The organism is Cellulomonas endometrii, assembly GCF_949769265.1.
Lineage (GTDB): Bacteria > Actinomycetota > Actinomycetes > Actinomycetales > Cellulomonadaceae > Cellulomonas > Cellulomonas endometrii.
This window is the reverse complement of record NZ_CATKPC010000005.1, coordinates 170,172-194,201: the sequence shown is the minus strand read 5'-3', so window position 1 is coordinate 194,201 and position 24,030 is coordinate 170,172. Positions and strand designations below refer to the sequence as shown.

At 75.1% G+C, this 24,030-nt stretch carries 19 protein-coding genes and 1 pseudogene; 8 read left to right on the top strand and 12 right to left on the bottom strand.

Annotated elements, in window-relative coordinates; translation table 11 throughout:
- The first annotated feature begins 14 nt into the window (after positions 1 to 14).
- Entirely contained in the window at positions 15 to 2,057 is a 2,043-nt protein-coding gene (locus QNH85_RS08000) for a sensor histidine kinase (RefSeq protein WP_282945658.1), read from the top strand.
- Positions 2,054 to 2,707 carry a response regulator transcription factor gene (locus QNH85_RS07995; RefSeq protein WP_282945657.1) on the top strand — a complete coding sequence of 218 codons (654 nt, stop codon included), beginning with the start codon at positions 2,054 to 2,056 and terminating at the stop codon, positions 2,705 to 2,707. The genes QNH85_RS08000 and QNH85_RS07995 overlap by 4 nt, the downstream gene beginning before the upstream one ends.
- A gap of 24 nt (positions 2,708 to 2,731) precedes the next feature.
- Here the strand turns inward: QNH85_RS07995 and QNH85_RS07990 are convergent, their stop codons facing one another.
- The 8 genes and pseudogenes from QNH85_RS07990 to QNH85_RS07955 all read right to left on the bottom strand — a co-directional run bounded on the left by QNH85_RS07990 (position 2,732) and on the right by QNH85_RS07955 (position 12,779).
- Positions 2,732 to 3,238 (bottom strand): phosphoribosyltransferase, encoded by a 507-nt coding sequence (locus QNH85_RS07990; protein WP_213281789.1) that lies wholly within the window; start codon positions 3,236 to 3,238, stop codon positions 2,732 to 2,734.
- Between the two features lie 73 nt (positions 3,239 to 3,311).
- Complete coding sequence (locus QNH85_RS07985) at positions 3,312 to 3,815, bottom strand: hypothetical protein (protein WP_282945656.1); 504 nt, start codon at positions 3,813 to 3,815, stop codon at positions 3,312 to 3,314.
- A 233-nt stretch (positions 3,816 to 4,048) separates the two neighbouring features.
- A pseudogene (gene dnaG / locus QNH85_RS07980) lies at positions 4,049 to 5,511 on the bottom strand (DNA primase); the annotation flags it as partial.
- Between the two features lie 142 nt (positions 5,512 to 5,653).
- Positions 5,654 to 6,925 carry a deoxyguanosinetriphosphate triphosphohydrolase gene (locus tag QNH85_RS07975; protein ID WP_282945655.1) on the bottom strand — a complete coding sequence of 424 codons (1,272 nt, stop codon included), beginning with the start codon at positions 6,923 to 6,925 and terminating at the stop codon, positions 5,654 to 5,656.
- Between the two features lie 66 nt (positions 6,926 to 6,991).
- The gene (locus tag QNH85_RS07970; RefSeq protein ID WP_282945654.1) at positions 6,992 to 8,923 is read right to left on the bottom strand and encodes a glycoside hydrolase family 13 protein; all 1,932 of its coding nucleotides are present in this window, start codon (positions 8,921 to 8,923) and stop codon (positions 6,992 to 6,994) included.
- A 5-nt stretch (positions 8,924 to 8,928) separates the two neighbouring features.
- Complete coding sequence (locus tag QNH85_RS07965) at positions 8,929 to 9,807, bottom strand: sugar ABC transporter permease (protein ID WP_282945653.1); 879 nt, start codon at positions 9,805 to 9,807, stop codon at positions 8,929 to 8,931.
- 1 nt (position 9,808) lies between these two features.
- Complete coding sequence (locus QNH85_RS07960; RefSeq protein ID WP_282945652.1) at positions 9,809 to 11,431, bottom strand: ABC transporter permease subunit; 1,623 nt, start codon at positions 11,429 to 11,431, stop codon at positions 9,809 to 9,811.
- Between the two features lie 109 nt (positions 11,432 to 11,540).
- On the bottom strand, positions 11,541 to 12,779 hold the full coding sequence (locus QNH85_RS07955) for a sugar ABC transporter substrate-binding protein (RefSeq protein ID WP_282945651.1): 1,239 nt from the start codon (positions 12,777 to 12,779) through the stop codon (positions 11,541 to 11,543).
- Positions 12,780 to 13,004: 225 nt separating this feature from the next.
- Here QNH85_RS07955 and QNH85_RS07950 point away from each other — a divergent pair, with 225 nt between their 5' ends.
- Genes QNH85_RS07950 through QNH85_RS07940 form a run of 3 tightly spaced genes read left to right on the top strand, consistent with a single transcriptional unit; the run spans position 13,005 to position 16,701 of the window.
- Complete coding sequence (locus QNH85_RS07950; RefSeq protein ID WP_282945650.1) at positions 13,005 to 14,033, top strand: LacI family DNA-binding transcriptional regulator; 1,029 nt, start codon at positions 13,005 to 13,007, stop codon at positions 14,031 to 14,033.
- Entirely contained in the window at positions 14,030 to 15,787 is a 1,758-nt protein-coding gene (locus QNH85_RS07945) for a glycoside hydrolase family 13 protein (RefSeq protein ID WP_428830375.1), read from the top strand. Before QNH85_RS07950 ends, QNH85_RS07945 begins: the two co-directional genes overlap by 4 nt.
- 5 nt (positions 15,788 to 15,792) lie before the next feature.
- Positions 15,793 to 16,701 carry a carbohydrate kinase family protein gene (locus QNH85_RS07940; protein WP_282945649.1) on the top strand — a complete coding sequence of 303 codons (909 nt, stop codon included), beginning with the start codon at positions 15,793 to 15,795 and terminating at the stop codon, positions 16,699 to 16,701.
- A gap of 233 nt (positions 16,702 to 16,934) precedes the next feature.
- Here QNH85_RS07940 and dusB read toward each other — a convergent pair whose 3' ends face one another.
- Positions 16,935 to 18,128, bottom strand: coding sequence for a tRNA dihydrouridine synthase DusB (dusB, locus tag QNH85_RS07935; RefSeq protein ID WP_282945648.1), 1,194 nt, complete (start codon positions 18,126 to 18,128; stop codon positions 16,935 to 16,937).
- Between the two features lie 34 nt (positions 18,129 to 18,162).
- Here dusB and QNH85_RS07930 point away from each other — a divergent pair, with 34 nt between their 5' ends.
- Positions 18,163 to 19,398 (top strand): YibE/F family protein, encoded by a 1,236-nt coding sequence (locus QNH85_RS07930; RefSeq protein WP_282945647.1) that lies wholly within the window; start codon positions 18,163 to 18,165, stop codon positions 19,396 to 19,398.
- A 110-nt stretch (positions 19,399 to 19,508) separates the two neighbouring features.
- Here QNH85_RS07930 and QNH85_RS07925 read toward each other — a convergent pair whose 3' ends face one another.
- The 3 genes from QNH85_RS07925 to QNH85_RS07915 all read right to left on the bottom strand — a co-directional run bounded on the left by QNH85_RS07925 (position 19,509) and on the right by QNH85_RS07915 (position 22,127).
- The gene (locus QNH85_RS07925; RefSeq protein ID WP_282945646.1) at positions 19,509 to 20,348 is read right to left on the bottom strand and encodes a YibE/F family protein; all 840 of its coding nucleotides are present in this window, start codon (positions 20,346 to 20,348) and stop codon (positions 19,509 to 19,511) included.
- 87 nt (positions 20,349 to 20,435) lie between these two features.
- Entirely contained in the window at positions 20,436 to 20,654 is a 219-nt protein-coding gene (locus QNH85_RS07920; RefSeq protein WP_282945645.1) for a hypothetical protein, read from the bottom strand.
- Positions 20,655 to 20,741: 87 nt separating this feature from the next.
- The gene (locus QNH85_RS07915; RefSeq protein ID WP_282945644.1) at positions 20,742 to 22,127 is read right to left on the bottom strand and encodes a glycine--tRNA ligase; all 1,386 of its coding nucleotides are present in this window, start codon (positions 22,125 to 22,127) and stop codon (positions 20,742 to 20,744) included.
- A gap of 161 nt (positions 22,128 to 22,288) precedes the next feature.
- On the opposite strand from QNH85_RS07915, the gene QNH85_RS07910 reads away from it, so the two are divergent.
- Positions 22,289 to 23,242: a metal ABC transporter substrate-binding protein gene (locus tag QNH85_RS07910; RefSeq protein WP_282945643.1), complete on the top strand. Its 954-nt coding sequence runs from the start codon at positions 22,289 to 22,291 to the stop codon at positions 23,240 to 23,242.
- Positions 23,239 to 24,030 carry a metal ABC transporter ATP-binding protein gene (locus QNH85_RS07905; RefSeq protein ID WP_282945642.1) on the top strand — a complete coding sequence of 264 codons (792 nt, stop codon included), beginning with the start codon at positions 23,239 to 23,241 and terminating at the stop codon, positions 24,028 to 24,030. Before QNH85_RS07910 ends, QNH85_RS07905 begins: the two co-directional genes overlap by 4 nt.

The window sequence follows — 24,030 nt, the reverse complement described above, 5'->3', positions numbered from 1 at the left end:
CCTACGGTGACGCCATGGTCCGCGAGGGGTCGGCGGCGCGAGGGCGCGCGGACGGCGGGCTGCCCGTCGTCGCCGCCGCGATCGCGCTGGCCGCCTGGCTGCTCGCGGGCACCGCCACCGTGCTGCACGTCGCCGCGGGCGGCGGGATGGTCGTCGGGGACCTGCTGTTCACGGCGGTCGACATCACCGTCGCCGCGGTCTACGGGACCGTCGGCGCGGTGATCCTGTCGCGCCGGCGGCACCCCGTCGGCTGGCTGGTCGCCGTCACCGGCGTCGCGGGCGGGGTCTCCGCCGTGGCCGGCGCCTGGGGCGCGCTCGCCGCCACCCGGCCCGGGCTGCCGTCGCCCGAGTGGCTGGTGGCGATGTTCGGCTGGGCGTGGGTGCCCGGCACCGTCTCGCTGTTCACGGTCGTGCCGTGGCTCGCCCGGGACCGCGGCCTCGGCCCCGCTGCGCGCGCCGGGGTGGCCCTCGGCGCCACCGCCGCCCTGCTGCTGACCGGTACCCGGCTGCTCGCCCCCATGTCCGACGCGCGCTGGGCGCTGGCCCTCGTCGTCGTCGCGGGGCTGGTGACGTCCGCCGGGACGTGGTGGCGGTTCCGGCACGGGCCGGAGCAGGAGCGCCGCGGGCTCGGGGTGCTCGCCGTCGCCGCCGGGATCATGGCGCTGTCGTTCGTCCCGCTGGTGCTCACGGACCCCGGGCCCGGCCTCTTCCTGGCCGTGCCGGTCAGCCACCTGGTGTGCCAGGCGCTGTTCCCCGCCGCGCTGCTCGTGACGGTCCTGCGCAACCGGCTGTGGGGCCTCGACCTCGCGGTCAGCCGCGGGACGGTCGCCGCGCTGCTGGCGCTCGTCCTGGCCGGCGTCTACGCGGCGGTCACCGCGGGCGTCTCCGCGCTCGCGGGCGCCAGCAGCGCCGGGGCGCAGGTCGCCGCGGCCGTCGGCGTCGTGCTGCTGCTCCAGCCGGTCCGCGGGTGGCTGCAGGCGCGGGTCCGGCACCTCGTCTACGGCGACGGCCACGACCCGGCCCGCGCGGCGCTGCGCCTCGGTCGCACCCTCACGGCGCCGGGCGGCTCCGCCGACCTGCTGGCCGGGCTCGTCGCCAGCGTCGGGGAGTCGCTGCGGCTGGAGTCGGTCCGGCTCACCACCACGGACCCCGACCCGCTGACCGCCGCGTGGGGCGCCCCGACGTCCGAGGCCCTGCACGTCCCCGTCGAGCACGCGGGCCGGGTGGTCGGCGACCTGGCCGTCACCCCGCCCCCGGGCGAGCGGCTCGACACCCGCACCCGCGCCGCGCTGGGCCAGGTGCTGCCCGTCGTCGCCGCCGGGCTGGCGCTCGCGGCGGGCGCGCGGGACCTCGAGCGCGCGCGGGACGCGGCCACCAGCGCCCGCCTCCGCGAGCGCCGCGTCGTGCGCCGCGAGCTGCACGACGGCCTCGGGCCCTGGCTCAGCGGCGTCCGCCTGGGCCTGCAGGGCGCGGTCAACCTGCTCGACACGGGGACGCCCGCCGGTGCGGCCGCCGCGCGCGAGGCCCTGCAGGCGCTCGGGGCCGAGGCGGAGCGCCGGGTGGAGGACGTCCGCGACCTCGCGCGCAGCCTGCTGCCGCCCGTGCTGGACGAGCAGGGGCTGGGCCCCGCGCTCGACGACCTCGCGGACCGGCTCGGCCGGGACGGGTTCGCGGTCACCCGGGACGGGGACGACCCGGGCGAGCTCGACCCGGTCGTCGCGGCCGCCGCGTACGCGCTGCTGAGCGAGGCGGCGCGCAACGCCCGGCGGCACTCGGGCGCTCCGGGCTGCCGCCTGACCGTGCACCGGGGCGCCGGCGCGCTGGAGCTCGTGTGCGAGGACGACGGCCGCGGGCCCGGCGGGGTGCCCGGCGTCGGCACGCGGTCGATGCAGGAGCGCGCGGAGGAGCTCGGCGGGTTCGTCGAGGTCGGCGCACGCGAGCCCGGGACGCGGGTGCGCGCGGTGCTGCCGCTCGTGCCGGGTGCGCCGCTGCCCGGCGGCCGGACCCCTGCGGCGAGGGCGGCGGGCGTGGCGGCGGGCGTGGCGGTGTCGACGTGACGCTGCGGGTGGCGCTCGTCGACGACCACCCCGTGTTCCGGATCGGCATGACGGCGCTGCTGGGGTCGCTGCCCGGCGTGGCGGTCGTGGGCACCGCGGCGGGCGCGGACGAGGCGCGGGCACTCCTGGCGGGCGAGGTCCGCGACCCGGTGGACGTGGTGGTCATGGACCTGGACCTGGGCGACGGCTCCGGGATCGACGTCACGCGGGACGTGCTGGCCGCGCGGCCCGACGTGGCCGTGCTGGTGATGAGCATGCACGAGGACGACGACGCGGTCGTCGCGGCGGTGCGCGCCGGCGCGCGCGGGTACCTGGTGAAGTCCGCGCCGCCCGAGCAGGTCGAGCGGGCGGTCCGGGCGGTCGCCGCCGGCGAGATGATCCTGGGCCCGAGCGTCGCGGCGCGCGCGATGGCGTACGTGCTGGGCGGGCGCACCGCGGTCCGGGTGCCGTTCCCGCGGCTCACGGACCGCGAGCGGGAGGTGCTCGACCTGGTGGCGGGCGGCCACGACAACGTCGTCATCGCCCGGCGGCTCGGCCTGTCCGCGAAGACCGTCCGCAACCACGTCGCGAACGTGCTGACCAAGCTCGAGGTCCCGGATCGGTCCGCCGCGATCGTCCGCGCCCGGGCGGAGGGCCTGGGCGGTGCGTGAGGGCCGGGGTCGGGCGGTCGCAGCTCAGGCGGTCACGGGCGGCAGCGCCGACCAGGGGAACGTGATCCAGCGGTCCGTCCGCCGCCACACGTAGTCCGGCGCCACGATCGAGTGCGGCTTGGCGTACAGCACCGCGCTGCGGGCCTCCTCGCAGTGCTCCGCGACCAGGCGCTGCACCAGCGCCAGGGTCTCCCCCGTGTCGGCGACGTCGTCCACCACCAGGGCCCGCCGGCCCACGAGGGCAGCCGTGTCGAGCAGCGGGGGCAGGACCACCGGGTCGGGCAGCCGGGCATCCACACCGGTGTAGAACTCGACGTTCAGCGTGCCGCACGCCTTCAGGCCCAGCGCGTACGACAGGGCACCGGCGGGCAGCAGGCCCCCTCGGGCGACCGCGACCACGACGTCCGGCTCGAACCCGGACGCCACCACCGCCCGCGCGAGCTCCCGCGCGGCCTCGCCGAACTGGTCCCAGCCGAGGATCTCGCGCTCGGCGGGCAGGTCCTGGCCGGGGGCGGCCTCCGCAGTCGTCATGCCCGCCAGCGTAGGGGGCGTTCGTGAGCGGGACGTTTCGCGGGCGCTGCGCTAGGCGCTCTCGCGCAGCGCGCTAGGCGCTCTCGCGCAGCGCGCGGCGGCGGTTCTCCTCGTCGAACAGCTGCGCCGCGAGCGTGCGGTAGCCCTCGGGGTCGGCGCGGGCGTCCATCCGCTGCAGCTTCCCGCGCAGGTCGGCGATCCGGCGGGTGATCTCCATCTCGACGAGCGCCATCACCAGCCCGCGGGCGTACGAGGGCAGGCGGTCCGCCCGGTCCTCGGGCAGCGGCGCGACGGCGAGCTGGGTGATCAGCCCCTCGACCGGTCCGGCGGCCTCCTCGCGGACGGCCTCGACCCACGCGACGGTCGCGGTCGGGCCGCCCCCGGCCACGAGCTGTCGCGCGCCCGCGGCTCCCCCGGCGGCGCGGACGGCGGCGTGCACGGCGCGGTACGCCGGGGCCGTGAACGCGTCGGGCTCCAGGTCGTCGAACTCCGGCGGGATGAGGTCGGGCAGCTGCAGCACGGCCTCCAGGGCGCGACGCCCGTCGCGGCGACGGGTCGCGCGGGTCGGCAGCGCCATGCGCGGTGCCGGAGCGCGATCGTGTCGCCCGCCCCGTCGTGCCCGGGCTCGCGGTCGTACGGCTCGGGCGGGTGCTCGTCCCACCGGCGGTCGCCACGGCCCTGGCCCCGCCCGCGCCCCCACGGCCCGCGAACCGGTCGCCGCCGGGCCCCGGAGCGCTGGCCCTCCCAGCGCCCGCCGGAGCCGCCGCGCCCCTGGCCGCCACCCGACCGCCCGCCGGGGCCGCCGTCCCGGCGCTGCCAGCGGTCGCCGGAGGGACCGGGCGGGACGTTGTTGCTGAACCCGCCGCCGGCCGGCGGACGTCCCGCGTCCCGCCCGCCCGGGCGCGACCCGGCCGACCGGCCCGCCGCCTGCACGGCGCGCTGCACCGGGTCGAGGTCCATGCCGAGCCAGCCCGCGAGCATCCGCGTGTACTCGGGCCGCAGCGCGGTGTCGCGGATGCCGCCGATCGCCGGGGCCGCCGCGCGCAGGGCCGCGACCCGGCCCTCGGCGGTGCCCAGGTCGAACCCCTCCAGCGTGGTCCGGATGACGAACTCGAACAGCGGCGCCCGCGAGCGGACCAGCGCGCGCACGGCGTCGGGGCCCTGCGCCTGGCGCAGGTCGCACGGGTCCATGCCGCCGTCGGCGACCGCCACGAACGTCTGGGCGCTGAACGCCTGGTCCTCGCCGAAGGCGCGCATCGCGGCCTTCTGCCCGGCGGAGTCGCCGTCGAACGTGAAGATCACCTCGCCGCCGACGGACTCCCCCGACGCGAGCTGGATGCCCCCGCCCGCCCGCCGGCGCCCATCAGCCGCCGCGCGATCCGCGCGTGGTCGGAGCCGAAGGCCGTCCCGCACGTCGCCACCGCCGTGCCGATGCCGGACAGGTGCATCGCCATGACGTCGGTGTAGCCCTCGACGACCACGACCTGCTTGTTCTTCGCGATCTCGCGCTTGGCCAGGTCGATGCCGTAGAGCACCTGCGACTTCTTGTACAGCGGCGTCTCGGGGGTGTTCAGGTACTTCGGCCCTTGGTCGTCCTCGTACAGCTTGCGGGCGCCGAACCCGACGACGTCGCCCGTGACCTCCCGGATCGGCCACACCAGCCGGCCGCGGAACCGGTCGTAGTTGCCGCGGTTGCCCTGGCTCATCAGCCCGCTCGCGGTCAGCTCGGCCTCGGTGAAGGACCGGCCGCGCAGGTGCTTGAGCAGGCTGTCCCAGCCCTGCGGGGCGTAGCCGACACCGAACTGCTCCGCCGCCGACCGGTCGAAGCCCCGCTCCGCCAGGAACGCCCGCGCCGCCGCCGCGCCGGGGGTCAGCAGCTGCTCGGCGAAGAACTCCTCCGCGATGCGGTGCGCCTCCAGCAGCCGCTGCCGCTTGCCGGGCTCGTGACCCGGACGCGGGCCGCCGCCCTCCTCGTACCGCAGCTGCACGCCCACGCGCCCGGCCAGGTACTCGACGGCGTCGGTGAACGGCAGGCCGTCGATCTTCTGGATGAAGTCGATGACGTCGCCGCCCTCGCCGCACCCGAAGCAGTGGTAGAGCCCCACCTGCGGGCGGACGTGGAACGACGGCGACTTCTCGTCGTGGAACGGGCACAGGCCCTTCATCGAGCCGACGCCCGCGGTCTTCAGCGACACGTGCTCGCCGACGACCTCCTCGATCCGGGCGCGCTCGCGGACCGCCTGCACGTCCTCCCGCCGGATCAGTCCCGCCACGGGGACGATCCTAGGTCCCGCGGCGGCCCCTCCAGGCGTGCGGGCTGTGCCGTGCACCACGAGGCCGAGGGGTCGGGGCGGGGCCGAGCGGTTGCACCCGTGATCCCGTGGGAATCGCTCGACCTCGGCCGTGCCCGGCCGGTCAGAACCGCGGCGGCGGCGCCAGGCGGGCGTGCCACGCGGCCGCCGAGACGTCCGTGAGCGACGCCACCTGGTCGATCACGACGCGCAGCCGGGCGGCGTCGTCGGGCGCCGCCCGCCAGTCGGCCGCGAACGGCGGCTCCAGCGCCAGGGGCGCGCGGTCGCTGAGCACGTGCACGAGGTCGGCGAGGATCTCCCGCTGCCGCTGGTAGAGCGGCTCGAGCTCGCGCGGCGCCATCACGTACGTCACGGCGAGGCCCTTGAGCACGAGGATCTCGGCGGTGGTGGTGTCCGGCACGATGAGGTCGGCGCCGTACCGGGTGAGCGGCCCGGGCCCGTACAGCTCCCGGGTGGCGACCTGCGCGGCGCGGGCGAACCGGCCGATGAGCTGGCTGGTGGTGTCCTTCAGCGTGGCGAGCGCGCCGCGGGAGCCGTCGAACCCGGGCCGCCACAGGTCGGCCGCGACCAGCCGGTCCATCGCCGCCTCCAGGCCCGCGGCGTCGATGGCGTCGCCGTACCAGGTGTGGATCGACTCGACGACGCGGGCGCGCTCGTCCGGCACCGTGAGCACGGTCAGGTCGAACCGCCCGCCGACGACCGCGTCCTCGACGTCGTGCACCGAGTAGGAGATGTCGTCGGCGAGGTCCATGACCTGCGCCTCCAGGCACTTGTGCCCGGCGGGCGCGCCGTCGCGCAGCCAGGTGAACACCGGGAGGTCGTCGACGTAGACGCCGAACTTGTGGGTCGGCCGGCCCGTGGCCGACAGCGGGCCCTCGCCGGCGCCCCACGGGTACTTGACCGAGGCGTCCAGCGACGCCCGCGTCAGGTTGAGGCCCACGGCGGTGCCGTCCGGGCCGACGACCTTCGGCTCCAGGCGGGTCAGCAGCCGCAGCGTCTGGGCGTTGCCCTCGAACCCCCCGATGTCCCGGGACAGGTGCGCCAGCGCCCGCTCGCCGTTGTGCCCGAACGGCGGGTGGCCCAGGTCGTGCGCGAGGCAGGCGGTGTCGACGACGTCGGGGTCGCAGCCGAGCGTCTTGCCGATCTCGCGCCCCACCTGCGCCACCTCGAGGGTGTGCGTCAGCCGCGTGCGGACGAAGTCGTCGGACGACGGGCCGAGCACCTGCGTCTTGGCGCCGAGGCGCCGCAGGGCCGAGGAGTGCACGAGGCGCGCGCGGTCACGCTCGAACGGGGTGCGGGCGCGCGACTTGGGCGCCTCGGTCACCCAGCGGTCCCGGTCGGCGTCGACGTAGCCGTCGGGGAGCTCACTGGTCACGCGTCGCAGTTTATGGGCGGGCGCCGACGTCGACGCCCCGCGCGCGCGGGCGAGGGCGCCCCGGGCTCACGCCAGGCGCCACACCTGGACGCCCGGCCCGTCACCTGGCAGCCGCAGCCCGCCGGGTTCAACGCCCAGCGCCGCCCCGCCGTAGAGGTTCTCCGGCCGCTCGCCCGCGGCCAGCAGGTGCCCCGGCAGCAGCGCGCCGCCCCACGGGCCCCGCGCCGCGAGCACGAGCACCCGCTCCTCCGGGGTCTCCCGCAGGTACGCGATCGCGTCGTCCCGGACCAGCGCCCAGCGCAGCCCGCCCTCGCGCAGCGCGCGGGACGACCGGCGCAGCGCGATCAGCGACCGGTACGCCGCGAACAGCCCGGCGTCCCACGCGGGCCCGCCGCCGGCGTCGACCTGGTCCCAGGGCATCGGCACCCGCGAGCTCTCGCCGTTCCGGCCGGCCAGGCCGCCCTCGTCGCCCGCGAAGACGACCGGCGTGCCCGGGTAGGTCATGAGCAGGCCGACGCCGACCTCGACCAGGTCGCGCGAGCCGGCGATCGTCCGGAACCGCGCGGTGTCGTGCGAGCCCAGCAGGTTCCACTGGTGCGTCGTCACGCTCCACGGCACGGCGGCGCCGAACTCCCGCATCGCCGCCACGGCCGCGGTGCCGGGTCGGCGCGGGATGCCCACGGGCAGCTCGACGTAGCGCAGCCCCGCGGCGGCGTCCGACGCCGGGTCGGTCAGCCAGGTCCACACCGGCCGGGTGAACGCCGAGTAGTTCATGGTCCCGTGCCAGCCGCCGGCGGCCCGGAGGTCGGCGCCCGCGTCGTGGAAGTGCTCCGCGACCAGCACGGCGTCCGGGTTGATCTCCGCCATGGCCGCGCGCATGCGCTCCGCGACCTCGTGCGTCAGGTCGTCCGCGCCCTGCCGGCCGGTCATGTTGGCGACGTCGACGCGCCAGCCGTCCAGGGCGTACGGCTCGGACAGGTACCGGCCCACGACCGACGAGGCCCCGCCGAACATCCGCGCGGCGAGCGCGGGCGCGTGGTGGTTGAGCTTGGGCAGCGAGGCGTGGCCCAGCCAGCCGACGTAACCCGGCTCGGCGTCGCGCCAGTAGTAGAAGGAGCGCTCCTCGGCGGACGGGTCCTCGACCGCGCGCCGGAACCAGTCGTGCGCGTCGCCGGTGTGGTTGGTCGTCAGGTCGCCGACCAGCCGCATCCCCCGCCCGTGCAGCGCGCGGGCCAGCGACGCGAGCGCCTGGTCGCCGCCGAGCACCGGGTCCACCTGGTCGAACGTCCGGGCGTCGTACCGGTGGTTCGACCGGCCGGGGAACACCGGCGTCAGGTAGAGGGTGTCGACCCCGAGCCGCTGCAGGTGGTCGAGCCGCCGCTCGATGCCGCCGAGGTCGCCGCCGTACAGCTGCGTGCCCGTGCCCGGGCCGCTGCCGATCGGCTCCTCGTCCCACGCCGCGGGCAGCGCCCAGTCGGGCAGGGCACCCTCGGGCGGGCCGTCGTGCCGGCCGGAGGACCGCGCGAACCGGTCCGGGAACACCTGGTAGACGACCGCGTCCCGCGCCCAGTCCGGCCCCGGCGGTGTGACCGACAACCGGAAGTCCGACGCGTCCGGGACGTCGCGGGCGATGGTGCCCTCGCCGTTCAGCCACTCCTGCCCTCCGGGCCGGCCGGGACCCGCGATGAGGAACCGGTAGGACGTCACCGGGTTGGTCACCGGCACGTCGGCCGTGTACCAGCGCTCGTGCTCGTCGCCGCCGTCGGCCCGCGCGGGGTAGACCCGGGGCTCGCCGTCCTCGACGACCCGGAGCCACACGTCCGGGTCCGGCCCCGCGGCCGCGGGCACCCGCACCCGTACCGGCACGACGTCCCCGAGCGCGGGAGTCCCCGCCGGGACGTAGAGGGCGGAGCCGTCGTGGTGCGCGCCGAGCGGCTCCGCGACCGGAGCGGCGGCGGGGCCCGCGACGTGCCGGCCCTGGTTCGTCGGATCGGACAACCGTCTCACCCCTTCACGGACCCGGCCGTGAGGCCGCCGACGATGTACTTCTGGAGGAACAGGAACAGCAGCACCACCGGGATCGCGGCGATCACGGCCCCGGCGGCGAAGATCCCCCACCGCGCGTTCCGCTCGTCGGACGCCCAGTTGTAGAGGCCGAGCGCGAGGGTGAACCGCTCCGGCCGCTGCAGCACGACCTTCGCGATGATGAACTCGCCGTAGGACGAGATGAACGACAGCAGGCCGACGACCGCGAGGATCGGCGCGACCAGCCGCAGGATGATCGTCCAGAAGATCTGCGCGTGCGTGGCGCCGTCGAGCTTGGCCGCCTCGTCCAGCTCGCGCGGCACGGTGTTGAAGAAGCCGTACATGAGGAACGTGTTCACACCGAGCGCGCCGCCGAGGTAGACGCAGATCAGGCCGAGCTGCGTGTTCAGGCCGATGGCGGGGAACACCTCGGACAGCGACAGCAGGAGCAGGAACAGCGCCACGAACGCCAGCATCTGCGGGAACATCTGCACCAGCAGGAGCGTCGTGAGGCCGGACCGGCGTCCGCGGAACCGGAACCGCGAGAACGCGTACGCCGCGGCGGCGCCCATGAGCACGGTGCCGACGGCGGTCGCGGTGGACACCACGAGCGAGTTGAGCGCCCAGCTCCCGTACCCGCGCGGCAGCAGCTCGGTGTAGTTCTCGAGGCTGACCGTCCGGAACAGCTGGTTCGAGCCCGTGAGCGTGCCGCCCGGGTTGAGCGACGCGGACAGGACGTACAGCAGCGGGAGCAGGCAGATCGCGATCATGACGACGCCGACGACGTGCCGCCAGCCGATCTCGGACCACCAGCGGCGTCCGCGCACGGCGGTGTGCTGCTCGATCGATCGGGCCATCTCAGATCTCCTCGAGAGTGCGGGTGCGACGGAAGCCGAGGTAGGAGATGACCCCGACGATCAGGAAGATGACGATCGACAGCGCGCTGGCGACGCCGTACTGCTTGACCCCCGACTCGAAGGCCACGGAGTAGACCATCGAGATGAGGATGTCGGTGTGGCCCACCACGTACGGGGTGCCCACGAAGTTGGGGCCGCCGCCGGTGAGCATGTAGATCAGCGAGAAGTTGTTGAAGTTGAAGGCGAAGCTGGAGATCAGGAGCGGCGCCACCGACACCATGAGCAGCGGCAGCGTCAGCGAGCGGAAGATGCGCCAGCGACCCGCTCCGTCGATCCGCGCGGCCTCGGTCATGTCGTGCGGGATGGACTGCAGGGCGCCCGTGCAGATGAGGAACATGTACGGGAACCCGAGCCACAGGTTCACGCCGATGACCGCGGCCTTGGCCAGCCAGGGGTCGCTCAGCCACGGGATCGACGCGCCGCCGAGCAGCACCTCGTTGATGAGGCCGAACCGCTCGTTGAGCATGCCGCGCCACACCAGGGCGGACAGGAAGCCGGGGAACGCGTACGGCAGGATCAGGAGCGAGCGGTAGACCTTGCGCCCGCGCACCCGCGGCTCGTTGAACGTGATGGCCAGGAACAGGCCGAGCGCGAACGTCGTGACGACGGACAGGAACGCGAAGGCGAACGTCCAGACGAAGATCTGCGCGAACGGTCCCGCCATCCGGGAGTCGGTCACCATCGCGGTGAAGTTGTCGAACCCGACGCCGACGCGCCATCCCGGGGTCAGCCGCTGGCCGTCCTCGGAGACGAAGTTGCCGCCCTCGCCGGGCGCGTAGACGGTGCCGGTCTCGGCGTCGGTGAAGGTGTCGCTCGCGGCGTCGTACTCGAGCGTCGACTGGAACACGTAGCCGGTGGAGCCGTCCTGGGTACGGACCGAGCCGTCGGACGGGTCGTCGGAGAACGGCACCCGCAACGAGGTGATGGCCTCCTGGTCGGCCGCGACCTGCGCGAAGCCGAGCACCTCCCAGCCGGGCACGGCGGTGATGCGACCGGACTCGACCGTGGCGTCCACGTCGTCGAACGGCTGGTCCGCGGTACCGACCTGGGTGTCGCCGTCCTCGGTGACGACCGCGAAGCCGAGCTCGTCGCCGTTCTGGACGACCGTGAGCGGGAGCGAGGGCGAGCCCTCGACGCGGCGCTCGTTCTGGGCGGCGATCTGCGTGATCGCGTCGGCCTTGGTCGAGTTGTGCCCGTCGCCGTAGTTCGTGAACGCGACGTAGCCGGTGTAGGCCATCGCGAACAGCTGGTAGACGACCAGGAACACCAGGCCGGGCACGAGGTACTTCGCCGGCAGCATCCGGCGGGAGAAGTAGGCCCAGTTCGCGACGGCGAGCGCCACGACGAGGAACGCGAGGATCCCCCACTGCGACACGGCCCCGGCGGACAGGATCCCGTAGACGCCGAGCGCGTCGACCGTGCCGATGAGGATCAGCTTGGCGATGAAGCCCGGCGAGAAGGAGCGGGCGTGCGACGTGGTGCCGCGGGGCGCGCGCCGGCGGCGCGGGCGGGACGTCCCGGCGTCGTCGGGCGCGACCTCCTGGACGGTCGACTGGTCGGTCATGCGGGTGCCTCCGGGCGCGCGGCGGTGCGGGTGCTGCGGGATGGGGTCGGGACGAGCGGGTGCGACCGCCGGGGCGCCTCGTGGGGCACCCCGGCGGTCGCGGCGGCGGTCAGCCGTCGATGGCGTCCTGGATGTTCTGGACCATCGCGTCCCACGCGCCGGCCGCGTCGGCCGCCTGGCCGCCGACGATCTGCGCCTCGGTCGCGCCCCAGAAGGACCACACCGAGCTCATCGCCGGGATCGAGGGCATCGGCGCGCCGGTGGCGCCCGCCTCGTTGAAGCCCTGGAGGACCGGGTCGTCGACCTTGTCCGCCGAGGCGGTGAGCGCCGGGAGGCGGCCGCCGGCCTCGTACAGCGCGTCCTGCGCCTCCTCGGTTGTCAGGTAGTTGACCACGAACTCGTTGGCGAGCACCGGGTTGGCCGACTTCGCCGAGACGAACACGCCCTGCACGCCCACGAACGGCTGCGCGGGCTGGCCGCCGGCCGACGGGACCGGGAGGACGGAGATGTCCATGCCGGCCTCCTCGAAGGCGGAGGTGTTCCACGGCCCGGTCACGATGTACGGCGCCTGGCCGTCGAGGAAGGCCTGCTTGGCCTTGTCGCCGTCGATCGACAGGTCGAGGACCTTCTCCTGCCCGAGCTTGGCCAGGTACTCGGCGTACGCGTGGCCGGCGTCGCCGCCCAGCGCCAGCGTGTCGGTGTAGGAGCCGTCCGGGGACTGCTCGAACACCGGGGCGCCGAACGAGGTCTGCAGCGGGTACAGGTGGTACGGGTCGGACTCCTCGCCCTGCTGGATCAGCACGGAGAAGTCGGTGCCGGCGCCCTGGGCCTGCGCGACCAGCTCGTCGAACGTGGTGGCCGGGGTGTCCTGCACCAGCGCGTTGTTGCGGACCAGGGCGATGTTCTCGATCGAGATCGGCACGCCGTAGGTCTGGCCGTCGTACGCCATGGCGGCGATGGCCGAGTCGGCGAACGCGTCGGCCTTGTCGCCGAGCTCGATCGGCGCGACCACGCCGTTGTTGACCCACTCGCCCAGGCCGTCGTGGGCCGAGACGATGATGTCCGGGCCCTCGCCGGTCGGGACCTGGGTCACGAAGTCGGGGCCGATGTCGCCCGTGGCCTTCTGGACCAGGTCGACCTGGACCCCGGACTGCTCGGTGAAGGCCTCCACGACGGGGCGCATGGAGTCGATGCGGGTGTCGTCGACCCACATGGTCAGGGTGCCCTCGGCGGAGTCGGCCGCAGGGCTGTCGGAGGTGGCGTCGGACGGCGTGTCCGAGCTCGAGCAGGCCGCGAGGGCGAGCGCGAGGACGGCCGTCGTGGCGAGGGCGGGGATGCTCCGTCGCATCAGGGTGTCTCCCAGCGTCAGAAGGGGCGGTGCGAGCCGTCGACGGCACCGCCGGCGCTGGCTCGATGACCCGGACCGTAATCAACGTCCGGGCCTCGTTGCAAGCCGTTACGGTAACTTTCAGGCATCGGTTACAGTGCTCCCCGACCGGAGGGGACGAAGCGGACCCGATCGGATGACGGCGACGACGACGAGGAGGCAGCGGTGCCCTCTACGCTCGCGTCTGTGCGCACCCGGCTGACCGACCTCGCAGATCAGGCGGGTGTGTCCACCGCGACCGTGTCCCGCGTCCTCAACGGCAAGCCCGGCGTCTCGTCGCAGGCGCGCCAGGCCGTGCTCGCGGCGCTGGACGTGCTTGGCTACGAGCGGCCCGAGAAGCTCCGCACCCGGTCCGCCGGGCTCGTGGGCCTCGTGGTCCCCGAGCTCTCGAACCCCGTGTTCCCCGCGATGGCCCAGGTGATCGAGTCGATGCTGACCCAGCGCGGCTACACGCCGCTGCTGTGCGCGCAGCAGCCCGGCGGGACCACCGAGGACCAGTACGTCGAGATCCTGCTCGAGCACGACGTGGCCGGCATCCTGTTCGTGTCCGGCCTGCACGCCGACACCCAGGCCTCCGTCGAGCGGTACCAGGCCCTGCGCGGCCGCGGGCTGCCGATCGTCCTGGTGAACGGCCGCGCCGAAGGCGTCGACGCCCCCAGCCTCGCGACCGACGACGCGGTGGCCATCGAGCTCGCCGTCCGGCACCTCGTGGCCCTGGGCCACCGCAGCATCGGGCTGGCGATCGGCCCCGAGCGGTTCGTGCCCGCGGCGCGCAAGCGGGCGGCGTTCGCCGCGCAGCTGCGCGCCCAGCTCGGCATCGAGGACGCCGCACCGCACGTCAACACCACCCTGTTCACCGTCGAGGGCGGGGCCACGGCGGCCCACGAGCTCATCGACACCGGGCACACCGCGATCATCTGCGGCTCGGACCTCATGGCCCTCGGCGCGATCCGGGCCGCCCGGTCCCGCGGGCTGCACGTGCCCGAGGACCTGTCGGTCGTCGGCTTCGACGACTCGCCCCTGATCGGCTTCACGGACCCCCCGCTCACGACGGTGCGCCAGCCCGTCCAGGCGATGGGTCAGGCCGCCGTCTCCGCGCTGATGGCGGAGATCAACGGCACCCCGACCTCGCGCACGGAGCTCCTGTTCCACCCGGAGCTCATCGTGCGGGGGTCCACCAGCTCGGCACCTGCACACCCCGGAGGACCCGCGTGACCCTGCTCGACAACCGCCCCGCCGACCTCACCGACCCGCTGGTGGTGCACGAGCCCGGCCCCGCCGACGGCCCGTGGTGGCGCGACGCGGTCATCTACCAGGTCTACCCCCGCTCTTTCGCCGACGGGAACGGCGACGGCATCGGCGACCTGCCCGGGATCACCGCCCGCCTGGACCACCTCGCCGCGCTCGGCGTCGACGCGGTGTGGCTGTCCCCGTTCTACCGGTCCCCGCAGGCGGACGCCGGGTACGACGTCGCCGACTACCGCGACGTGGACCCGCTGTTCGGGACGCTCGCGGACTTCGACGCGCTGCTGTCCCGGGCGCACGAGCTCGGCCTGCGCGTGGTCGTCGACCTCGTCCCCAACCACACCTCCGACGACCACGTGTGGTTCCAGGAGGCGCTGCGCACCCCGCCCGGCTCCCCCGAGCGCGCCCGCTATCTGTTCCGGGACGGCCGCGGCGAGCGCGGCGAGCTGCCCCCGAACAACTGGCAGTCGATCTTCGGCGGCGACGCCTGGACGCGGCTGACCCCCGAGAAGCACGGCGTCGACGACGGCCAGTGGTACCTCCACCTGTTCGACACCCGCCAGCCCGACCTCGACTGGACCAACCCCGAGGTGCGCGCCGAGTTCGAGGACGTGCTCCGGTTCTGGCTGGACCGCGGGGTCGACGGCTTCCGGGTCGACGTCGCGCACGGCATGGTCAAGGCCGAGGGCCTGCCCGACTGGGACGGCCACGTCGCGATGATCGACGGCGCCGAGGGCGAGGGCGCGGCCGACGGCGAGCCCACCGGCGTGGGCAACCAGGGCCCGATGTTCGACCAGGACGGCGTGCACGAGATCTACCGCACCTGGCGCGCGGTCCTCGACGAGTACGACGGCGACCGGATGCTCGTGGCCGAGGCGTGGGTCGAGCCGCTGTCCCGGCTGGCCCGCTACGTGCGCCCGGACGAGATGCACCAGGCGTTCAACTTCGCGTTCCTGGCCACCGGCTGGGACGCGCCGGCGCTGCGCAAGGTCGTCGCCGCCTCGTACGCCGTGAACGACTCCGTCGGCGCGCCGACCACGTGGGTGCTGTCCAACCACGACGTCGTCCGGCACGCGTCGCGCCTCGGCCTGGCGGACCCGTCGTCGCGGCCCAACGGCATCGCCGCCGAGGACGAGCAGCCCGACGAGGAGCTCGGCCTGCGCCGCGCCCGCGCCGCCACGCTGCTGCTGCTGGGCCTGCCGGGCTCGGCGTACCTGTACCAGGGCGAGGAGCTCGGCCTTCCCGAGCACACGGCGCTGCCCGCCGAGGTCCGGGAGGACCCCGCGTTCTTCCGGACGAACGGCGTCGAGCGCGGCCGCGACGGCTGCCGCGTGCCGCTGCCCTGGCAGGCGGACGCCCCCGGCTTCGGCTACTCCCCCACCGGCGACACCTGGCTGCCGCAGCCCGCGTCCTGGGCCGCGTACGCCGCGGACGCCCAGGACGGCGTGCCCGGGTCGACGCTCGAGCTGTACCGCGCGGCGCTGCGCCTGCGGCGGTCCGAGCGGCTCGGCACGGGCGGCGCCGCGTGGGAGCCGGCCTACGCCGACGCACCCGAGGTCATCGCGGTGCGGAACGGCTCCGTGCTGGTCGTCGCGAACCTCGGCTCCGCGCCGGTCGCGCTGCCCGCGGGCGCCGAGGTGCTGCTCGCGTCCGGCCTGCCGGGCGACGCCGAGGTCGGCGCCGAGCTGCCCGGCGACACCACCGCGTGGCTCCGGGTGCGCTGAGCGCCGTGGGCGCGCGCGACGGGTCCGGCCACGTGCTCGTGGTCGGACCCGCGTCGTGGAACACCCTCGTCCACCTGGACGCGCTCCCGGAGCCCCGGTCGCAGACCCTGTTCGCGTCCGGGCACCACGACGGCCTCGGCGGGACCTCCGCCGGGAAGGCCGTGACCCTCGCCGCGCTCGGCGTGGACGTGCACCTGCGGACGCTCGTCGGCGACGACGAGCAGGGCGCCCGGGTGCGCGCCGCGCTCGGCCACCCGCGGATCCGCCTCGACGCGGTGCCCGCCGCCGGTGGGCGCACGGAGCGGCACGTGAACCTCATGGCCGCCGACGGCGGACGGGTGTCGCTGTACCTGGAGCTGCCGTCGCCCGCGGTGGACCCGGACGCGGCTGCCGGCCTGGAGGGTGCGGCGGCCGCGGTCGTGGACCTCGCGGCGCACGGGCTGCCGGTGCTGGCCGTCGCGCGGGCCGCCGGGGTGCCGGTGTGGTGCGACGTGCACGACGACGACGGGACCGCGGCGTTCCAGCGGCCGTTCGCCGACGGCGCCGACGTGCTCATCGTGTCCGACGCCCGGCTCGACGACCCCGGGGAGTACCTGCGCGCACGGGTCGCGGGCGGGGCGCGGCTCGCGGTCTGCTCCCGCGGGGCGCGGGGGGCGCTCGCCCTGGACGCCGGCGGGTTCTGGGAGGTGCCGGCCGCGCCGGTCGACGCGGTCGTCGACACGAACGGCGCCGGCGACGCGTTCCTGGCCGGCCTGCTCGCGGCGGAGCTCGCGGGCCTCGGCACGCCGGCGGCGCTCGCGCACGCGTCGGCCGCGGGGGCGTGCGCGGTCGCGACGGAGTCGCTGGGCGCCCCGCAGGCGACCGCCCGGACGGTCGCGGCCCTGGCGTCGCGCGTGGACGTCCGCCGCGCCTGACGCCGCGCCTCCGCGCTCCCCGCCCCCGGTCGCCCCCGCAGTCGCCGAGACTGCAGCAGACGGGGGGTCGCGGGCGTGAAGCGCCCCCTTCTGCAGTCTCGGCGGCGTGGCGGGGTGCGGGGGGGGGGGTGGGGGGTGCGGGGGCGGGGAGTGCGGAGGGTGCGGGAGTGCGGGGAGTGCGGGGAGTGCGGGGGTGCGGGGGGCGGGTGCGGGGGTGCGGGGGTGCGGGCGGGTCAGCCGCCCGAGACGCTCAGCTCCGCCTCGTGCAGGGCCCGGCGGAAGTCCTCGCTCAGCTCGCGGCTCTCCAGCCAGCCGTCGGGCAGGTGCGGGCGCTTGGGGGTGCCGGCACGGCCGCGCTGGCCCTCGGCGGCCTCGCCGGGGTACGGCTGGTCGAGGTCGAGCGCGGCGAGCCGGTCGTCGAGCTCGGCCAGGCTGGACACCAGGCCGAGGGCCGCGCGCTGCTCGCCGCCGACCACGTAGCCCTTCCAGTACCAGGCCATGTGCTTGCGCAGCTCCCGCAGCGCCTTCCCCTCGTCGCCGAACGCCTCGATCATCAGCTCGGCGTGCCGGCGGATGATCTCGGCGACGTACCGGGCGCCGGGGGTGACGCGCTCGTCCGAGCCGGCGAACGCCGCCGCGAGGTCCGCGAACAGCCACGGGCGGCCCTGGCAGCCGCGGCCGACGACCACGCCGTCGCACCCGGTCTCCCGGACCATGCGCAGGGCGTCCTCCGCGGACCAGATGTCGCCGTTCCCGAGCACGGGGATGTCGGTCACCGTCTCCTTGAGGCGGGCGATCGCCTCCCAGTCCGCGGTGCCGGAGTAGTACTGCTCGGCCGTGCGGGCGTGCAGGGCGACCGCCGCGACCCCGAGGTCCTGGGCGACGAGGCCCGCCTCCAGGTACGTCAGGTGGTCGTCGTCGATGCCCTTGCGCATCTTCACCGTGACCGGCACCCCGTACGGGGCGGCGGCGTCGACGGCGGCGCGCAGGATCGACTCGAACAGCTCCCGCTTCCAGGGCAGTGCGGACCCGCCGCCGCGCCGCGTCACCTTGGGCACCGGGCAGCCGAAGTTCAGGTCGACGTGGTCCGCGCGGTCCTCGGAGGCGATGAGGTGCACGGCGGCGCCGACGGTCGCCGGGTCGACGCCGTACACCTGCACGGAGCGCGGCTTCTCGTCCGGGGCGTGCGAGATGATCCGCATCGACTCCTCGCCGCGCTCGACCAGCGCCCGGGAGGTCACCATCTCGGCGACGTAGAGGCCCGCGCCCGACTCCCGGCACAGGCGCCGGAACGCCGCGTTGGTCACGCCGGCCATCGGCGCGAGGACGACGGGGGTGTCGACGGTCAGCGGGCCGATGCGCAGCGGCGGCAGCACGTGTCCCGCGGTGGCGGGGCGCGCCGGCGGGGCGGTCACGGGTGCGGTCATGACGCCATTGTCCCCCAGACGGCACAATCACCCCGTGCCGACCCCTGCCGCGCTGCGCACGCGCCGCGTCATCGCCGCCGTCCTGCTGCCCCTCGTCCTGCTCGCCGCGGTGGGCATGGCCCTGACGTGGCCGCACGGGGACGCGCCCACCGCCCGGACCATCGAGGCCGTCGACATCGACTACCCCTCCGCCACCGTGACCGGGACGTCCACGCAGGAGTGCGAGGGCACCGTCGAGGACCGGGAGGTCGACGGGACGATCCCGGAGACGGTGCCGTGCCTGCGGGTGCAGGCGACCGTGACCAGCGGCTCGGAGCGCGGGCGCGACGTCGAGCTCTGGGCGACCGCGTCGATCACCGCGGCCGACGTGGGGCCCGGCACGCGGATCGTCGTCGAGCACTACCCCGCGACCGCGACCGACGCCGAGGTCTGGGCGTGGCACGACTTCGACCGGACGCTGCCCCTGGTGAGCCTCGGGCTGGCGTTCGCGCTGGCGATCGTGCTCGTGGCGCGGACGCGCGGGCTGCGGGCGCTGCTGGGCCTGGTGGTCGCGTTCGGCGTCATCGGCGTGTACGTGCTCCCGGCGCTGCTGGCGGGCGAGAACGGCGTGGTGGTGGCGCTGAGCGCGTCGACGCTGATCATGGTGGTGGTCCTGTACCTGGCGCACGGGCTGTCGCTGCGGACGTCGGCGGCCCTGCTCGGCACCCTCGCCGGACTGGCGCTGACCGCCGGCCTGGGGGTGCTCGGGGCGTCGTGGGCGCACCTGTCCGGGGTGACGTCCGAGGACTCGTACCGGCTCGCCCAGCTGCTCGGTGACTCGGGGGCGACGTCGCTGCGGGGGCTGTTCCTGTGCGGGCTGGTGCTGGCCGGCCTCGGTGTGCTGAACGACGTCACCATCACGCAGGCCTCGGCGGTGTGGGAGCTGCGGGCGGCCTCGCCGGGCGCGTCCCGCCGGGAGCTGTTCCGCGGCGGCATGCGCATCGGCCGGGACCACATCGCGTCCACGGTGTACACGATCGCGTTCGCGTACACCGGCGCGGCGCTGCCGGTCCTGCTGCTGCTGGAGATCTACCAGCTGCCGCTCGGCCCGACGCTGACGAGCGGGGAGTTCGCGGAGGAGATCGTCCGGACGATGGTCAGCTCCATCGGCCTGGTGCTGGCCATCCCGCTCACGACGGCCATCGCGGCGCTGGTGGTCACGGTCGCGGGCGCGGTCCCGGCGGCGCGCCACCGCGACCCGGAGGACGCCCCACACGCCCACGCGCACTGACCCGACCTCGGCGGCCGGCCGGACCGGCACCCCGTCCGGGCCCAGCCCTCGCCCCGGCCCGCCCCGGCCCCGGCCCGCCCGGCTCGCCGAGTGGGCAGCAGATGCTGGCCTCAGCGCCCTTGAGGGGACACCTGCTGCCCGCTGGGCGCGGGTGCGGGTGCAGGTGCGGAGGCGGGGTGTGCGGCGGGGGCCGGGACCAGGGCGGCCGCGACCGCCGTCGTCAGGGGGATCGCCAGGACCAGCCCGATCGAGCCGACGAGGGTCCGGACGACCTCCTCGGCGATCTCCCCGCTGCTGAGCGAGTCCAGCAGCGTCCGGTCCGACATCGCCACCAGGAGCACGAGCGGCAGCGCGGCGCCCAGGTAGGCGAACGCGACGGTGTAGACGGTCGACGCGATGTGGTCACGCCCGATGCGCATGCCGCCCGCGAACAGCTCCCGCCGGGTGGAGGCGGGCGACAGCGCCCGCATCTCCCACACCGCCGACGCCTGCGTGATCGTCACGTCGTTCAGCACGCCGAGCCCCGCCAGCACCATGCCGCACAGCAGGACGCCCCGCAGGTCGGCCTCCGGCGCGAGCGACCGCAGGTCCAGGGCGTGCTCGCCGGTCAGGCCGTCGAGGTGGGTGGCGCCCGTGGCCCACACCGCGAGCGCACCGGTCGCGAGCAGGCCGCCGAGCGTCCCGAGCAGCGCGGTCGACGTCCGGACCGACACCCCGTGCGCGACGTACAGCAGCACGAACATGAGCGCCGACGCGGTGACGAGCGCGACCGGCAGCGCGGGCCGGCCCTCCAGGAGCGCCGGCACGGTGAACCACAGGATCCCGCCGACGGAGACGGCCAGGCCGACCAGGGCGCCCAGGCCGCGGAGCCGGGCGACGGCGAGCACCAGCACCCCGAGGACGGCGGCGAGCAGGGCCATCGGCGGGCCCCGGACCACGTCGACGAACACGTACGGCGCCGCGCCGGTCGCCTGCGGCAGCGCGAGGACCCGGATCGTGTCCCCCGCCTCGAGCGCGTCGAGCAGCTCCGGCGCGACCTACACGGTGATGCTCTCCCCGTCGCCGGTCTCCGCGAGCAGCGCGGGACCCGACTCGGCGTCGGCGAGCAGCCCGACGTCGGTGACCGTGACCTCCGCGTAGGACGAGCCCTCCGGCGTCGTGTCCAGCGTCGGGCGGTCGTCCCCGCTCGGCCAGAGCAGCACCAGCCCGGCGACGGTCACGGCGAGCGCGACCGCCAGCAGCAGGACGACCACCACGCGGGCGCGCCGCCCGACCTCGAGGTCGGGGACGTCGCCGGCGTGGTGGCCGTGGCCCGTGGCGCTCAGAGCACGCTCCGGCTCGGTTCAGGCCCCGAGCAGGCGCTGCGCGAGGTAGCCGGTGACCTGGTCCAGCGCGACCCGCTCCTGCGACATGTCGTCGCGGTGCCGGATCGTGACGGCCTGGTCGTCGAGGGTGTCGAAGTCCACCGTGATGCAGAACGGGGTGCCGATCTCGTCCTGGCGGCGGTAGCGGCGGCCGATCGCGCCGGCGTCGTCGAAGTCGACGTTCCAGCTCTTCCGGAGCTCCGCGGCGAGGTCGCGGGCCTTCGGCGAGAGCTGCTCGTTGCGGGACAGCGGCAGCACGGCGGCCTTGACGGGCGCGAGGCGCGGGTCGAGCTTCAGGACGGTGCGCTTGTCGACGCCGCCCTTCGCGTTCGGCGCCTCGTCCTCGGTGTAGGACTCGACGAGGAACGCCATGAGCGACCGCGTCAGGCCGGCGGCCGGCTCGATGACGTACGGCACCCAGCGCTCGTCCTTCGTCTGGTCGAAGTACGACAGGTCCTGGCCGGAGTGCTTCGAGTGCGTCGACAGGTCGAAGTCGGTGCGGTTCGCGATGCCCTCGAGCTCGCCCCACTCGGAGCCGCTGAAGCCGAACTTGTACTCGATGTCGACCGTGCGCTTGGAGTAGTGCGAGAGCTTCTCGGCCGGGTGCTCGTAGTGCCGCAGGTTGTCGCGGGAGATGCCCAGGTCGACGTACCAGTCGGTGCGCGCGTCGATCCAGTACTGGTGCCAGGTCTCGTCCGTGCCGGGCTCGACGAAGAACTCCATCTCCATCTGCTCGAACTCGCGCGTGCGGAAGATGAAGTTGCCGGGCGTGATCTCGTTGCGGAACGACTTGCCGATCTGGCCGATGCCGAACGGCGGCTTCTTGCGGCTGGTGGTCAGGACGTTCGCGAAGTTCACGAAGATGCCCTGCGCGGTCTCGGGCCGCAGGTAGTGCAGGCCGGACTCGTCCTCGACGGGGCCGAGGTACGTCTTCAGCATCATGTTGAAGTCGCGGGGCTCGGTCCACTGGCCGCGGGTGCCGCAGTTCGGGCAGGCGATGTCCGCGAGGCCGTTCTCGGGCGCGCGGCCCTTCTTCCCCTCGTACTCCTCCAGCATGTGGTCCTCGCGGAACCGCTTGTGGCAGGACAGGCACTCGGTCAGCGGGTCGGTGAACACGCCGACGTGGCCGGAGGCGACCCAGACCTGGCGCGGGAGGATCACCGCGGAGTCGAGGCCGACGACGTCGTCGCGGCTCTGCACGACGGTCCGCCACCACTGCTTCTTGATGTTCTCCTTGAGCTCGACGCCCAGCGGCCCGTAGTCCCACGCGGAGCGGGAGCCGCCGTAGATCTCGCCGCTCTGGAACACGAACCCGCGCCGCTTGGCGAGGGAGACGACGGAGTCGAGACGGGAGGGTGCTGCCACGGTGATGTGCTCCTGGTGCCGGGGTCCTGCGCGCCTGGGTGACGCGGGGGGTGGGATCGCTGGACAGGCTACCGGTCCGGGCGGCCGGAGCGGCGGTCGTCCCCGGGGCGAGCCCCGTGCCGGTTTTGACACTCGTTCTCAACAGGTCGATGATGGACCGCATGCCCCCCCGTCGACGCACCCTGCCCCTCGCCGCGTCCGCGGGCCTCGCCACGGCCCTGGCCCTGAGCGCGTGCTCGCCCGGCGACGCGGCCGGCTCCGGCGACGGCGTGACCGTCCTCGCGTCGTTCTACCCGCTGCAGTACGTCGCGCAGCAGGTCGGCGGCGACCTGGTGGACGTGCAGTCCCTCACCCCGCCCGGGGCCGAGCCGCACGACCTCGAGCTCTCCCCCGCGCAGGTCGACGAGGTGGGGCGCGCCGACCTGGTCGTGTACCTCGCCGAGTTCCAGCCGTCCGTCGACGACGCCGTGGCCGCGAACCCGCCCGCGCACGTGGTCGACGCCGCGCAGGACACCGAGCTGCACCCCGCCGAGCACGCCGAGGACGGCGAGCACGCGGACGAGGAGGAGCACGCCGACGAGGACGAGCACGGGCACGGCTCGCTCGACCCGCACTTCTGGCTCGACCCCACGCGCCTGCCGGCCGTCGCCGACGACGTCGCCGCGCAGCTGAGCGAGATCGACCCCGACCACGCCGACGAGTACGCCGCGGGCGCCGAGGCGTTCGCCCAGCAGATGGCGGACCTGGACGCCCGGTACGTCGCGGGCCTGGCGACGTGCGAGAGCCGCGCCATCGTCACCACGCACGAGGCGTTCTCCTACCTGGCCGAGCGGTACGACCTCGAGCAGGTCGGCATCTCCGGCGTCGACCCGGAGGGCGAGCCCTCCCCCGCGCGCCTGGCCGAGGTCGGGCAGGTCGTCCGGGACGAGGGGGTCTCCACGATCTTCTTCGAGACGCTCGCGAGCCCGAAGGTCGCCGAGACCCTCGCGGCCGAGCTGGGCGTCGACACCGCGGTGCTGGACCCCCTGGAGGGACTGACCGACGACACCCAGGACTACGCGTCGGTCGCCGACGCGAACCTCGAGACGCTCCGCACCGCGCTGGTGTGCTCATGAGCGACGCCCCCGGCTCCCCCGCGGTGCTGGCCACCGGCGTCGACGTGACCCTCGGCGGGCACCAGATCCTGTCCGGCGTCGACCTGCGGGTCGACCGGGGCGAGGTCGTGGCGCTGCTGGGCGCGAACGGCTCGGGCAAGTCCACGCTCGTGCGCGCGCTGCTGAGCATCGTGCCGCGCGCCGCCGGCGAGGTGCACCTGCTCGGCGGGGCGCTGGGCAACGGCGTGCCGTGGGAGCGCATCGGGTACGTGCCGCAGCGCCTGCCGGCCGGTGGCGGAGTCCCCGCCACGGCGCTCGAGGTCGTCATGTCGGGCCTGGTGCACGGCCGCCGGCTGCGTCCGCCCCGCGACGCCCGCCGCCGCGCGCTCGCCGCCCTGGACGAGGTCGGCATGGCCGCGCACGCCCGCCGCTCCGTGCTGCAGATGTCCGGCGGCCAGCAGCAGCGCGTGCTCATCGCCCGGGCGCTGGTCCGCGAGCCCGAGCTGCTGGTCCTGGACGAGCCGACGTCCGGCATCGACCTGCCGACCCAGGAGACGTTCGTCGCGACGGTCCGCCGGCTGCACGAGGCGGGCGGCACGGTGCTGGTCATCCTGCACGAGCTAGGCTCGTTCGCCGGGCTGATCGACCGGGCCGTGGCGCTCCGGCACGGCCGCGTCGTCTACGACGGCCCGCCGCCCACCCCCCGCGGCGAGCACGCCGGACCGGACCACGAGCACACCCACCCGCACGCCGACCCGCTCCCGCCGGACGCCGGCAGCACCGGGCTGTCGATGGAGGTCCTGCCGTGA